16 protein-coding genes are annotated in these 13958 nt (G+C 45.4%); 14 read left to right on the top strand and 2 right to left on the bottom strand.

All coding sequences use genetic code 11. From position 1 onward, the window contains the following. Nucleotides 1–68 precede the first annotated feature (68 nt). From LC508_RS17040 to rplA, 9 genes are all read left to right on the top strand, one after another. Nucleotides 69–1226 carry a radical SAM protein gene (locus LC508_RS17040; RefSeq protein WP_103731155.1) on the top strand — a complete coding sequence of 386 codons (1158 nt, stop codon included), beginning with the start codon at nt 69–71 and terminating at the stop codon, nt 1224–1226. Further along, a complete protein-coding gene (locus tag LC508_RS17035; protein ID WP_033139660.1) occupies nt 1216–1830 on the top strand; it encodes a TetR/AcrR family transcriptional regulator in 615 nt (204 codons plus the stop codon). Before LC508_RS17040 ends, LC508_RS17035 begins: the two co-directional genes overlap by 11 nt. 179 nt (nt 1831–2009) lie before the next feature. After that, the gene (locus LC508_RS17030) at nt 2010–3158 is read left to right on the top strand and encodes a M50 family metallopeptidase (protein ID WP_146051660.1); all 1149 of its coding nucleotides are present in this window, start codon (nt 2010–2012) and stop codon (nt 3156–3158) included. Nucleotides 3159–3161: 3 nt separating this feature from the next. Then, nucleotides 3162–3491 (top strand): DUF1622 domain-containing protein, encoded by a 330-nt coding sequence (locus LC508_RS17025; RefSeq protein ID WP_033139662.1) that lies wholly within the window; start codon nt 3162–3164, stop codon nt 3489–3491. Nucleotides 3492–3684: 193 nt separating this feature from the next. Further along, entirely contained in the window at nt 3685–3834 is a 150-nt protein-coding gene (gene rpmG, locus LC508_RS17020; RefSeq protein WP_018597038.1) for a 50S ribosomal protein L33, read from the top strand. 21 nt (nt 3835–3855) lie between these two features. Next, a complete protein-coding gene (gene secE / locus LC508_RS17015) occupies nt 3856–4059 on the top strand; it encodes a preprotein translocase subunit SecE (RefSeq protein ID WP_033139663.1) in 204 nt (67 codons plus the stop codon). Between the two features lie 15 nt (nt 4060–4074). Further along, nucleotides 4075–4590, top strand: coding sequence for a transcription termination/antitermination protein NusG (nusG, locus tag LC508_RS17010; RefSeq protein WP_033139664.1), 516 nt, complete (start codon nt 4075–4077; stop codon nt 4588–4590). An 80-nt stretch (nt 4591–4670) separates the two neighbouring features. After that, on the top strand, nt 4671–5096 hold the full coding sequence (rplK, locus tag LC508_RS17005) for a 50S ribosomal protein L11 (protein WP_033139665.1): 426 nt from the start codon (nt 4671–4673) through the stop codon (nt 5094–5096). A gap of 79 nt (nt 5097–5175) precedes the next feature. Beyond that, on the top strand, nt 5176–5871 hold the full coding sequence (gene rplA / locus LC508_RS17000; RefSeq protein ID WP_033139666.1) for a 50S ribosomal protein L1: 696 nt from the start codon (nt 5176–5178) through the stop codon (nt 5869–5871). A gap of 225 nt (nt 5872–6096) precedes the next feature. On the opposite strand, the gene LC508_RS16995 is transcribed toward rplA, so the two are convergent. Beyond that, nucleotides 6097–7302, bottom strand: coding sequence for an IS110 family RNA-guided transposase (locus LC508_RS16995; protein ID WP_186971215.1), 1206 nt, complete (start codon nt 7300–7302; stop codon nt 6097–6099). Nucleotides 7303–7775: 473 nt separating this feature from the next. On the opposite strand from LC508_RS16995, the gene LC508_RS28260 reads away from it, so the two are divergent. Further along, nucleotides 7776–7901, top strand: a complete 126-nt coding sequence (locus LC508_RS28260) for a hypothetical protein (protein ID WP_255611085.1) — start codon at nt 7776–7778, stop codon at nt 7899–7901. Between the two features lie 56 nt (nt 7902–7957). Next, nucleotides 7958–9349 (top strand): group II intron reverse transcriptase/maturase, encoded by a 1392-nt coding sequence (gene ltrA / locus LC508_RS16990; protein WP_186971214.1) that lies wholly within the window; start codon nt 7958–7960, stop codon nt 9347–9349. A gap of 67 nt (nt 9350–9416) precedes the next feature. Here ltrA and LC508_RS16985 read toward each other — a convergent pair whose 3' ends face one another. After that, on the bottom strand, nt 9417–10475 hold the full coding sequence (locus LC508_RS16985; protein ID WP_103733266.1) for a LacI family DNA-binding transcriptional regulator: 1059 nt from the start codon (nt 10473–10475) through the stop codon (nt 9417–9419). A gap of 415 nt (nt 10476–10890) precedes the next feature. On the opposite strand from LC508_RS16985, the gene LC508_RS16980 reads away from it, so the two are divergent. Genes LC508_RS16980 through LC508_RS16970 form a run of 3 tightly spaced genes read left to right on the top strand, consistent with a single transcriptional unit; the run spans nt 10891 to nt 13945 of the window. Then, entirely contained in the window at nt 10891–12159 is a 1269-nt protein-coding gene (locus LC508_RS16980) for an ABC transporter substrate-binding protein (protein WP_158587281.1), read from the top strand. A 12-nt stretch (nt 12160–12171) separates the two neighbouring features. Then, nucleotides 12172–13065, top strand: coding sequence for a carbohydrate ABC transporter permease (locus LC508_RS16975; protein ID WP_225305200.1), 894 nt, complete (start codon nt 12172–12174; stop codon nt 13063–13065). Then, the gene (locus tag LC508_RS16970) at nt 13052–13945 is read left to right on the top strand and encodes a carbohydrate ABC transporter permease (protein WP_118593919.1); all 894 of its coding nucleotides are present in this window, start codon (nt 13052–13054) and stop codon (nt 13943–13945) included. The genes LC508_RS16975 and LC508_RS16970 overlap by 14 nt, the downstream gene beginning before the upstream one ends. Nucleotides 13946–13958 lie beyond the last annotated feature (13 nt).

The following is a 13958-nucleotide window of genomic DNA, read 5'->3' as shown; positions in this document are numbered from 1 at the left end:
GATAAAGAGCTAGTGATTGCTAGCCTGAGGAGCAGAGAGTCTATGCAGAGAAAGGGAGAGGGAAGTGTATGGAAAAATTACAGTTGGAACAATATCTTAACCGCGGGGTGGAAAATATTATCAGAGGCATGAAGAAAGCGTCTCTTACAAATCCGAGATCCGCCGTATTTCTGGTGAAATATGCACAGGCTGCCAGACAGGCGGCGGGGAAACGAAGGAAGGCTGAAAAAAATGGGGAGCATATCCCGCCGTTTCTGATTGCCAGCATCACCAGCCGGTGCAACCTCCGCTGTAAAGGCTGTTATGCATGGGCCAATCGTGCCTGCAGCAGCGGGGCTGAGCACAATGGGATGCGCGCTGAACAGTGGGATGATATTTTTGCGCAGGCAGAGGATATGGGGGTGGGCTTCATACTGCTGGCAGGCGGGGAGCCTTTGATGAGGCCGGATGTGCTGAAAGCAGCAGGAATGCGAAAAAATATCTTGTTCCCTGTTTTCACCAATGGTACTATGATTATTAACAATACTCTGCCGGACAGCGGGAAAAGCGGGCCGGACTCGGAGGGAGATGCCTGCCTGCAGCTATTTGCGGATAACAGGAATCTTCTGCCGGTTCTCAGCATTGAGGGGGACAGAGAGAAGACGGATGCCAGAAGAGGCGCCGGGATCTATGACTGTCTGCTGCAGACCATGGAGGCGCTAAAGGCGCGGAATATCTTATATGGAGTGTCTGTTACGGTGACAAAAGAAAATATGGAGGAAGTAACTGCAGATACTTTCTCTGAAAAACTTTCCCTATTGGGCTGCAGAGCTGTGATTTATGTGGAATATGTACCTGTGGACAGAGATACGGCAGGCCTTGCACCGGATGATGAGGATCGGGTATATATGGCAGACAGGCTGGATGCGCTGCGGGAGACGCAGAGGGATATGCTTCTGATTTCTTTTCCGGGAGATGAGAGGGCATCCGGAGGGTGTCTTGCCGCAGGGCGGGGATTTTTCCATATCAATGCCCGGGGCGGGGCGGAACCGTGTCCCTTCTCCCCCTATTCGGACACCAGTCTGCAGGATGTAAGTCTTAAGGAAGCTATGCGTTCTCCGTTGTTTCGCAGACTGCGGGAGGATGGAAACCTCACCGGTATACATACAGGGGGCTGTGCATTGTTTGAACAGGAAGAAACTGTGAAAAAATATCTGGAAGGGAAACAGCAAAGTTATGTCAACTAAAGAGCGGATTGTGGAGGAGGCCCTGACACTTTTTTCAAGCAGGGGGTATCAGGGGACCAGTGTAAAAAATATCGCGGATGCGGTGGGAATCAAAGATAGTTCCCTGTATAAGCATTTTAAAAGCAAAAAGGAGATTTTTGAGACCATTGTGGAGGAGATGGCCAGAAGAATGGAGGCCATGAGCCACACGTTTGGCCTTCCGGATGATACCACTGTGGAGGCGGCAGCATTTGCCTACGGCGTCATAAGCGTGGAGGAGTTGGTGGAGCTGAGCAGGAAGGTCTTTCTGTTTTACCTGCAGGACCCTTTTGCAGGCAGATTCCGCAGAATGCTCACCATAGAGCAGTACAGGGACAGGGAGATCGCGGCAGTGTACAGGAAGATTTATATGGAGGATAGTATCCGTTATCAGACGGTTTTGTTTGAGGAAATGATACGTCAGGGAGTCTTTCGAGAGGCGGATGCCAGGGCCATGGCAATTAATTTTTATGCCCCCATATTTTTTCTGCTGAATAAATATGACAGCCCGGAATGCAGTGTGGAGGACGGACTTGAGGAACTGGAGCGGCAGGTAAGAGAATTTGCCCGCATTTACCACAAATAAAAGAAATGTGGAGTGGTTCGGCTGCCCTGCAGTCCGATATTTTAGCCGTAGCACCTGAAGTTGTGGGCGGGATACAGGGTAAGATGATATGTAACTGTAGAAATTAAGAGACAGCAGATTGATCAACAGCCGGGCGTATTTGCCGTACAGGCTGTTTTGGGAGGATGAATGAGCAGATTATGGGCAGAATAAAAAAGAAAAGACAGAGACTGTGGCCGCAGATGATCGTGGGAGCCGTGATCGGCGGAGCGTGCGGGTACTTTGGCATGATGTTTGTGGAGAGAATGCATGGAGGAAAGGTCAGGATTGCGGAAATTCTGGCAGGTCTTGCGTGGATAATCCTGTGCCTTTATGTGGCTGCATTTCTGCAGACGATCGTACATGAAGGGGGCCATCTGGTCTGCGGGCTTCTGAGCGGATATAAGTTTTCTTCCTTCCGTGTGGGAAAAATGATTCTGGTTAAGAAAAGAGACGGAATTAAGCGGGGCCGGTATTCCCTTATGGGTACAGGGGGACAGTGCCTTCTGGCACCGCCTGACTTGGTGAATGGAAGTATGCCGTATCTGCTGTACAATCTGGGCGGAAGCCTTTTTAATCTGCTGTCTGCTGCCATATCCTTAATGATCTGTTTTGCAGCAGACGGACACGGGTATCTGCAGATCCTGTTTATGGCATTTGCTGTTGTCGGTGTCTTTCTTGCACTGATGAATGCAGTGCCCATGCGGCTTGGCGGGATAAACAATGATGGATACAATGCGCTCCATCTGGGGAAGGATAAAGAGGCAGTGCGCTGTCTGTGGCTGCAGCTAAAGATAAATGAACAGTTTACATTGGGAGTACGCTTGAAAGATATGCCACAGGAGTGGTTTGAACCTGTATCGGAAGTGCTGTGGGATAATGCTCTGTGTGTGGCAACCGGTGTATTTGCCGCCGGCCGGAATATTGACAGGCAGGACTTCCCGGCAGCCCTTAAAATAGGCGAAAGGCTGCTGGAACATGCTTCCGGTCTTATAGGAATCCAAAGGTCCATGTTGGAGGCGGAGATGATTTTCTGCAGACTTATGCTGGATGGCCCCGGAGAAGAACTGAGCAGAGAGTATGAGAAGACCGGGATTCAGGAGTTTTTGAAGCGTTCCTCCTCCATGCCGTCCGTGCTGCGTATTCAGTACGCCTATGATCTGATCCAGAATCAGGACAGGGAAGCGGCACAGAAATGGAAGCGGCTGTTTGAGAAAGTGGAAAAAAACTATCCCTTTGACGGCGATATTGCCAGTGAGAGGGAGTTGATGGCATATGTAGATGGTTTACATAATGACGAGAGAGGGTAGTCTATGCTGTTTTTAGAAGAGGTGCTGGGTATAATCGTGGACCTGGCGATTCTGTTATTTGAATATATCGGCGTGGGAGTTATTATATTTGCAGGGATCAGAGGGATAATCCACTATGTCAAGCGGGACCCGGGTACAAAGCTGCTTCTTGCAAAAGGACTTGCCATGGGGCTGGAGTTCAAGCTGGGAAGTGAGATCCTGCGCACGGTGGTGGTGAGGGAGCTGTCCGAGATTTATATTGTGGCGGGGATCATTGTGCTGAGGGCAATCCTGACGATTTTGATCCATTGGGAGATCAAGAATGATGAAGGCGAAAAAATGGCCGGGGGTTGAGATAACAAAAGAAAAATAAATTGACAAAGACCTATTTCTATGCTAAACTGGACAAGCGACAGTGGAAGTAGGTCTTTTTTTTGTGCCTAATTTTCAGGCGGAAAATAGGATCTTGTCGCAGGAAACCGAAACGTTGCATGCGGCAGAGACGTGAATCTGCCGGAGATAAAAGACACATGGAGGTGGAGAAGTCGTGCGCGTAAAAATAACATTGGCATGTACTGAATGTAAACAGCGTAATTACAACATGACAAAGGAAAAAAAGAACCATCCGGAACGTATGGAGACAAAAAAATACTGTAAGTTCTGCAAGGCTCACACTATGCACAAAGAAACCAAATAATTTGGCTTGAGAGGTGAAGCTATGGATGCAGAAAAGAAGGTAAAAGCTCCTAAAAAGAACTGGACCAAAGGACTTCAGGCTGAATTCAAGAAGATTATCTGGCCTGACAGGCCGACGCTGGTAAAGCAGACAGTTGCGGTTGTGGTGATCACTGCCATTCTGGGAGTGCTCATTGCCGTGATTGACAGCGGAGCCCTGCAGATTCTGAATCTATTAATCAAATAAGGACAAGGTGATTTTATGTCAGAAACAAATTGGTATGTTGTGCATACCTATTCAGGGTATGAGAACAAGGTAAAAGCCAACATTGACAAGACAATTGAAAACAGACACCTGGAAGATCAGATTTTGGAAGTCCGTGTTCCCATGGAGGACGTTGAGGAAATGAAAAACGGCCAGAAAAAACTGGTGCAGAAGAAGATGTTTCCGGGCTATGTCCTTATTAACATGGTGATGAATGATGATACCTGGTATGTTGTCAGAAATACACGAGGTGTCACAGGATTCGTTGGTCCGGGGTCAAAACCGGTTCCTTTGACAGAGGAAGAGATGGATCGTCTGGGTATCCAGAACGTAACGCTCCAGATCGACTTTGAAGAGGGTGACAGTGTTGTTGTTACAGGCGGTGTTTGGAAAGATACTGTGGGCGTTGTCCAGAGCATCAATGAAGCAAAACAGATTGTAACAATAAATGTTGAGCTGTTTGGCCGCGAAACGCCAGTTGAAATCAGTTTCGCAGAAGTTAAGAAAATGTAACGAAGATGAAAGGGCCATACGTCACATGGCTCGTGGGAGGGAAATCCCCGACATTACCACATAATTAGGAGGTGCCGAAAATGGCAAAGAAAGTAACAGGCTATATTAAATTACAGATTCCTGCTGGAAAGGCAACACCAGCACCACCGGTTGGACCTGCTCTGGGTCAGCACGGTGTAAACATTGTACAGTTTACAAAGGAATTCAATGCGAGAACAGCAGACAAGGGTGATCTGATCATCCCGGTTGTTATCACAGTATATGCGGACAGAAGTTTCAGCTTTATAACCAAAACTCCGCCGGCAGCAGTTCTGTTAAAGAAAGCCTGCAACCTGAAATCCGGTTCAGGTGTACCGAACAAAACTAAAGTTGCTACAATTTCCAAAGCGAAAGTTCAGGAAATTGCAGAAATGAAAATGCCGGACTTAAATGCAGGTTCCTTAGAAGCAGCAATGAGCATGATCGCAGGTACTGCAAGAAGTATGGGAATCACTGTAGAGGAATAAGGCCAGGCCTTGCCTTTTGAACTATTGAAACGAACGTGGGAGGGACATTCCCGCAATTACCACTAGGAGGTTATTTAATATGAAACGCGGAAAGAAATATGTAGAGGCTGCAAAAGCAGTTGATCGCGCAAACTTATATGATACAGAAGAAGCTATCGCTTTAGTTAAAAAAACAGCAGTAGCTAAATTTGACGAAACAATCGAAGCTCATATCAGAACAGGTTGTGACGGACGTCATGCAGACCAGCAGATTCGTGGTGCGGTTGTACTGCCGCACGGAACCGGTAAAACTGTTCGTGTATTAGTATTTGCAAAGAATGCCAAAGCTGACGAGGCTCAGGCTGCAGGTGCAGACTATGTTGGAGCAGAGGAACTGATTCCGAAGATCCAGAACGAAGGATGGTTAGATTTCGACGTTGTTGTTGCTACACCGGACATGATGGGTGTTGTTGGACGTCTGGGTCGTGTACTCGGACCGAAAGGCTTAATGCCAAACCCGAAAGCCGGAACCGTAACAATGGACGTTACAAAAGCTGTTCAGGATATCAAAGCTGGTAAGATTGAATATCGTCTTGATAAAACAAACATCATTCACGTGCCAATCGGAAAAGCTTCTTTCACAGAGGAGCAGTTAGCGGACAACTTCCAGACGCTCATGGGAGCTATCACAAAGGCTAAGCCAAGCACACTGAAAGGTCAGTACCTGAAGAGTGTAACACTCGCTTCCACAATGGGACCGAGCGTTAAGCTTAACCCGGTTAAGTTAGCTCAGTAATAGATGAAATGAAACAGGCCGCCGCATTGAGAAATCAATGCGGCGGCCTGTTTTTATGTGCGCCTGGCGGCGCACGTTTCCAACGAGTGAAAGTCTCGAATCCGCCCGGTAGCCTGCAAAGAAAAAGTCAATAGTTATTTTTAAAATAAGTTATATTAAAAAATTGGTATCACAATAAAGCCGCCAATTATTGCCGGCTGAAAAGGGAAAGATGAAAAACTACTATTAAGAAGTCAATGATGAGAGGTATTCATTGACTCGTCCGTAATAAATACGGAGAAATTTGTTTGCACCAGCGGTCATATAAACGTAATAATCTTTGCCTTGAGCACGTTTTTTCATCATAAATCCGTATACCGGATCATCTGGAGGTGCCAGTTTCATAAGTGAGTCCATAATTAGAAATAAGGTTTTTCTGAGTTGTGGAGCTCCTCGCTTTGATGTTCGAACACTTTGTTGCTCATAGTCACCAGATTGATTGGCACCTGGATCAACCCCGGCATAGGCAGTTAGAGCACCTTTATGAGAAAAACGGGATAGATCACCGATTTCAGCTATCAGTTGCGGGCCGAGTGTAGTTCCTACCCCAGCCATATCAAGTACTATTGGGTATTCTGGAAGTTTAGCGGCAGTCTGGTTCATAAGGAGACGAAGTGATTCCACATTTTTTGAGGCTATATTTAGCTGATCAACTGCTTGCTGAATCAAAAGTTTCGTTACATTATCTTTTGACAGTGTTGCGATAAGATCGTGACTAAATTCATATATATCGTTAGGCTTTTGGGACTGAAAATTATATTTTTTCTTTTTACACCAAGATTGATACCGCTCAGAGAACGAAGAAATAGAATGTCTACGTACACAGTCAACGTGCCAGAAGATAGTGACAAAATCCACCCATTTTTGGCTTCCATCATTTCTTGCAGGGCTGTCAAAGAAGGTATTTATACCTGGAAATGTTTCATCAAGAAGAGCAATAAGATTATTCTTCATGGCTGTTTTCTGTTTCATGTAGAAATCAAACTGGCGGTTCATGTTTTTCAGTTGTCGGCGTAATTCATCCGTGTTGTTGTATGGTTTAAGTTCACACCAGTTATCAAGAGTGTAGCGTGCGATTTTTATTGCATCAGCTTTGTCTGTTTTTACTTTACGTAATGTATTATTACCAAAGTCTTTTATTAGTTTAGGATTAATGGCACTTACGAATAAACCAGCGTCTGATAACCACTGCGCCATGGGCTCATAGTATCGGCCAGTATGTTCCATAACAATTCGAGTATCGCCATTTAAGCTTTTCAACTGGCTAATTAGATATGTTATGTCAGAAGATGTGTGTTTTACATCAAATGGTTTAGCAACAATCTCTCCGAATGGGCGGAGGATAGCGATTGTACTTTTGTTTTTTGATACGTCAATACCTACTGCATTCATTGTATTCTCCTTGTTTTGTATTTTGCCAATGGTAAGGTCGGCTTTACTCATTGCTTATTCTAACTACTGGCTGACACGAACGTAATAGCTCTACCTGCGTAAAACGAATGCTGCGAATGAGGGCAGGCTGACATTCTACCGGACGGACGCGAAGTCCAAGTGGGAAGCAGTCATACCATTGTTCCCTTCATTCTAACAGCTTGAGCAATAAGAAGGATATGGACATGGTTGGTTGTCATGTACCTTATCCATAATTCTATTGTAGTAGTGGGAAGGATATAGCCGAAAGCAAGGGTGTCCGCCGTGAGACGGAATCGGAAGGAAGCTGGATATGGGGAACATACTAACCCATGGGCAAATCTCCGGTCTGACGAACAGAAATCACATAAAAGGTTATGCATGAGGGTAAGGCTGCATAACAAGTCGAAGCCCAATAACTACACGGAATCATGCATGATAAATGTGGCAGATAGATGGAGAGAAGGAAACGTGTGGTACCCAGGGAGGTCTGTGTGGAATGCTCTGAAAGGAGTAACCATAACTGTAAGGTTATGCTGAACGCACAGAAGTCAGCAGAGGTCATAGTAGTCGAAAGATGAAGGACCGAATCAATAGGAGCCTTGAGTATGACCGAGAAAGGGAGGAATGACTTACAATGACAGAAAACATGAACAATGGCTGTTCGCAAAGAGATAGTGCGGAACATGAAGGGTATGCGAAAGCGTCTAGGTCGTTCAATCGGATATGGAAAGAAAGAGACAGTGCACAGCCGAAACTCTTAGAGGCGATACTGTACAAGGGCAACATGAACAGAGCGTACAAAAGAGTAAAGGCAAACAAGGGAGCGGCGGGAATTGACGGAATGACCGTTGAAGAAGCACTCCCATATTTAAGGGAACATCAAAAGGAGTTGACAGACCGAATATTAAGAGGGAAATATACTCCGTCTCCAGTAAGGAGAGTTGAAATCCCAAAAGCAGATGGTGGTGTGCGAAAGCTAGGCATACCGACAGTGATAGACCGAACCATACAACAGGCAATAGCACAACAGCTAATGCCAATCTATGAACCACTCTTTAGCGAAACGAGTTACGGATATCGCCCGAACAGAAGCGCAAAAGACGCAATCCTTAAGGTAAAAGAGTATGCAGAACAAGGCTATACCTATGCGGTATCGCTGGATTTATCGAGATATTTTGATACGTTAAATCATGAACTGTTATTAAACCTTTTACGCAAGAATGTAAAAGATGAAAGAGAAATCCAACTCATAAAACGATATCTGAAAAGTGGTGTAATGGAAAATGGAGTGGTAATGGAAACGGAAGAAGGTTCTCCGCAAGGTGGAAATCTTTCGCCGTTACTGGCAAATATCTATCTGAATGAGTTTGACCAAGAGTTCTTTAAGAGAGGTGTGCCTTGTGTCAGATATGCTGATGACATAGTGTTGTTAGCAAAGAGCAAGCGAGCATCAGAAAGACTTTTGGAAAGCAGTACGAAATATCTCGAAGAGAAACTGAAACTAACAGTGAACAGAAAGAAAAGCCGTACTGTCAGTGTGTTTGCAATCCGAAAATTTAAGTTCCTTGGCTTTACGTTGGGAAGGAATGGTAGTGGCATATATGTCCGAGTTCATCCAAAGTCATGGAAGAAATTTAAGTCAAAACTGAAAACCTTATCTTCCCGTAAGAAGTGTCAGAGCATAAAACCGAGTCTTGAAGAGATAAAGGTGTATGCTAGGGGCTGGCTGAATTACTACGGAATCGCAAGCATGAAGAACAACATAGAAGATATCAACGGATGGCTCTATCACAGAATACGCATGTGTATATGGAAACAGTGGAAGCTGCCTAAAACGAAAAAGAGAAATCTAATCAGAATGGGAATTCCAGAATACTATGCACATATAGCGGCTAACAGTCGAAAAGGACATTGGTTCTCTTCAAATCTTACGACAGTAAAGAGAGCTATGTTAAAAGAAAGACTGATAAACAGTGGCTTTTATGATTTAGCCACAGCCTATCAGTCTGTGCATGTCAACTATTGAAACCGCCGTGTACCGAACGGTACGCACGGTGGTGTGAGAGGACGGGAGCTAGTCACTCCCTCCTACTCTATTGATTCTGGGTCTTTTTCGACGGGGAAAAGCTCTCCCTGTACAGGAAAGAGTAGGGGACATCGTGTTCGATCTCCAGTCCCTTCTTTTCTATTTTGTTGACCAGCAGTTCCACTGCCCGGTATCCCATTTCATAGGAATGTACATAGGTAGTGGTCAGTTTTGGAGAGAATTCTTCTCCTCCCCGTGAGTAGTGGCTGGTTGCCACCACAGCCACGTCTTCAGGGATGCGCAGCCCCATGGCTTTTATAATACTATAGGCCTGGCTGCAGGTGGGGAATTGATCCAGATAGATTGCCTCCACAGGGTTTTTCTGAGTCAGTAGTTCTTCCAGCGCATACTGGAAGCTTTTGGGATTGTAATAATCATACATGATAAAGCGGCACTGCTCCTGAGTAAGCCCCTTCTTCAGCCGGAAATCCTCCACGATCTGCCGGCTGATCTCCACCATCTGCAGTTCCTGTGCCTGCATGTAGCTGGTGAACAGCGCTGTGTTGTGGTAGCCCTTCTGATAACAGATTTCCAGGAAATCCTGTTTGTATATTTCATGTCCGCCGTAGACATTGTTGCCGTTCCTGTCAAAGGGGAGCTGCACTCCGGTGTAAATGGTTGGGAAGTCAGCAGCGATGAGTTCTGCCATGAAGTGCTGATAACTGTTTCCCACTGACGCAAAGATAAAGCCATCAACCCTCCGGCGTTTTATGATCTGGCTGGTAGAGGCTGACGGAACAAAAGAGCGGTTGTCCAGCAGAAGGTCGTATTTCAGGTGATTGGCTGCAATCGTGGCGCCGCTCAGAAACTGAATGGTAAAGTCATCATTTGGCTGCTGTATGCTCCAAAACGGCAGAACCAGTCCGATGGTATGTGTCTGGTTGGAGGCCAGGCTCTGCGCGCTGGCGCTGGGGGTATAGCCTAATTCCTCCATGGCCTTGATAACCCTGGACTCCGTCTCTGCCGAATAACGGCCCTTTTTATTAATGATCCTGGAAATGGTAGCGATAGACAGATTCGTTGCCTGTGCTATATCATATATCGTTATGTTTTTTTGAGATTCCATATTTTTATCCTTTTCCTTTTGATGCCCCGCCCGCGGCACGGGCAGTTAAATCTTGTTAGTATTACTTTAAATGAGAAAGCCTTATTTGTCAATAAAATTGTGTAAACGGTTACGCAAAAGAATCAAAACATTATTAACAAAAAACAATATCTGTATTTGTGCATAAATTATAAAAAAATAAAATATAAAAAGAATATATTGACTAATTGTCTAAATTGATGTATGGTAACACCATGAGAAAGCGCTTAACCTAAAGCGAAGACAGTGATTTTTACAACGATTCGTGGATAAAAGGAAGGAATTGCCACATGAAACAGGGGAAATCTTGTGAAGTTGCTGCCATATATAAAAATATTAATAAAATTTAAATGAGAAAGCGCTTAACCAAATAATGGTAAATGGAGAGGAAAAAAGTATGAAGAAAAAAAGTTTGATCGCATTGGGAATGGCTGCCATGATGCTGTGTACCGCATGTCAGGGGGGTTCTGACAAAGCAAAAACCGAAGGTGGGAAAGAGACAGAAAAAACAGTCATGAATATCTGGATCGCAGGCAGTGGTGATGCCGATGCAGACAAGGCATACAAAACAGTTCTGGATGCATACTGTGAGGAGAACGCAGATGTGGACTATCAGCTCACTTACATACCATGGAGCGATTACTTTACAAAGCTGAATACAGGCCTTGCAGGCGCCAGCGGTCCTGATATTTTTATGCTGGGATACGGACAGATCGGTTCTGTACAGAGAGCGGGAAACCTTCTGAACCTGAGTGAATATCTTCCGGAGGACTGGGACGGATACGACGATTTTTATGAAAATATCCTGGAGATCTGTCAGCGCGACGGTGATTACTATGCTTTATTCAAACCGTCCAACAGAACCGTTTTCTACAGAAAAGATATCGCTGAGCAGAACGGTGTTACAGAGGAGGAGCTTAATATTAAGAGTCCCGAAGATTTTGAAAAACTGGTTGAAAAGATGACAGTCAGGGATGACAGCGGCAATGTTGTGACCTATGGTTTGGAGATTGACCCGGATGAAGTACAGGAGCTCTTTACCTATATGGGAATGTTTACAGATGAACCGGCGCTGTGGGATGATGATTATCTGGCAGTTTATGACCAGGATGCGGGCATACAGGCAATGGAGTATATGAACAAACTTTATGAGTCGGGAAATGTATGCTTCCAGGACGCCGCGGCAGGTACGACAGGTGTGGCATCAGGTGTGGCAGCCATGGCGATTGATGCTAACCAGGGATATGTGACAGACGACAGTGCTTTCCCGGGACAGATAGGCTGTATAAAGAATGAAATGCCTACGCTGCTGATCGGAGATTATCTGGCAGCAAATGCGAACTCCAAAAACCCCGATGTGGCGGCAGACATGCTCCTTCATATGTTCTCAAAGGAATCCCTGAAACAGTTTGCTGAGATTGCAGGCCACTATTCAGGAAGAAAGTCCTTAAATGAGGATTATATTAAGATTAATCCGGACTATGAGAATATTGTATATTCATATGATAAATCATTTTCTTACGGAAAACCCATGCATCCCAATTTCGGTGAGGCGCAGTCTAACATAGGTCCGGCAATGGAATCCGTGTTTAACGGTACAGATGCGGCGGCAGCTTTGAAGGACAGTGCAGCGCAGTGGAACGCAGTTGTGGAGGCCGGTAAATAGGAGGCTATGATTATGAAGAGGATCGGAAAGAAGAGGGGAAAGCTGGAACAGCAGAATGCGGCGTATCTGCTGATCGCTCCCAGTTATCTCATATACCTGTTTTTTGTTCTGATTCCAGTTATCTGGACCATTGCCATGTCTTTTACAGACTATAACCTAAGCAAAGCCCATTTTGTAGGAATCAGCAATTATATTCAGCTTACAAAAGACCCTATTTTTATAAAAAGTGTTGGAAATACCCTGTTTTACTGTTTGCTTGCGATTGTCCCGGCTATGCTGCTGGGACTTGCGCTGGCAATGTTCCTGAACCAGAAATTAAAAGGAAAAGGATTTCTGCGGACGCTTTTCTATCTGCCCAATATCTTTTCCATGGTAGCGGTATCCATGGCCTGGCTGTATCTGTACGATACCACCTCAGGTATTCTCAATAAGGTACTGAAAGACCTTGGAATGCAGGCTGTGCCGTGGATCAGCAGTGCTTCCATGGCAATGATCTCCATAGCCATTATGAGTATTTGGAGCACCACCGGATACAACATGATCCTGTTCCTGTCCGGGCTGCAGGGCATACCGGATTACCTGTATGAAGCTGCCAGCATTGACGGGGCCACTGCATGGGAAAAGTTTATTCATGTGACAATTCCCATGTTAAAGCCCACGACCTTTTTTGTGTTCGTCATGGCGTGCATCAACTCTTTCCAGGTCTTTGGACAGGTGTTGATCGTGACAAACGGAGGCCCTATGAACTCCACAACGACAATTGCACATCAAATATACAGAAACGGTTTTGAATACTATAAAATGGGTTATGCCTCCGCGCAGGCTGTGGTGCTTATGGTGATAATCTTTGCGATCACTCTGATTAATATGAGATTTGGTGGAGGTGACGAGAATGACCTTGGCTGATATGGGAAAAAAGAAAAAGGAAAATCTGGTGAAAGGAATCAGCTATGCTGTTTTGATCATTTGGGTTCTCATCACGCTGGTGCCTATTATTTTTACAGTGCTGACAGCATTTAAGACAGATCCTGAGATTTCCATGGCAAGCTTCAAATGGCTTCCCGAGAGTTTCGGCAATATTGAAAGCTTCCGGCAGGCATTTGCCATGGGGGACTGGTTCCAGTATTTCAAGAACAGCCTGTTCATAACCGCGGTTACTGTGGTGGGAAGTCTGATCTTTAACTCAATGGCAGGGTATGCGTTTGCAAGGCTGAAGTTTAAGGGCAGGGAATTCTTGTTTATGAGTGTTCTGCTGGGAATGATGGTCTCTCCCCAGTCCATTATCATACCTCAGTATGTCATGATGCGCTCCGCTCCGCTTTTCGGAGGCAATAACATTCTGGGTCAGGGCGGGACAGGTCTTCTTGATACTTATGGTTCCCTGATCGTGCCGTTTTTGGCAGGGGCATTCGGTATTTTTCTGTGCAGACAGTTTTACTCTACATTCCCCACATCTCTGGACGATGCGGCCAGGATAGACGGATGCGGTGTGATAAAGACATATTTTGTTATTTACCTGCCTCTTTCCAAGACTATACTGGCAACACTGACGATCCTGAAGTCTGTTGCCACATGGAATGATTTTTTCTATCCGCTTATTATGACCCAGTCTGAGAAGATGAAGACTGTGCAGCTTGGGCTGCAGATGTTCCGGGGCAGTTCCATGACCCATTACAACTACCTGATGGCAGCTACCATTATCACAGTAATACCTATGGTGATCGTATATGCCTGCGCGCAGAAATACTTTGTGCAGGGAATCGTATCATCCGGAATGAAGAACTGAGAGGAGACTGAAT

The organism is Blautia parvula, from assembly GCF_020215665.1.
Taxonomy (GTDB): domain Bacteria; phylum Bacillota; class Clostridia; order Lachnospirales; family Lachnospiraceae; genus Blautia; species Blautia celeris.
Note: the sequence above shows the minus strand (reverse complement) of the source record. Positions and strands in the feature narration are given on the sequence as shown.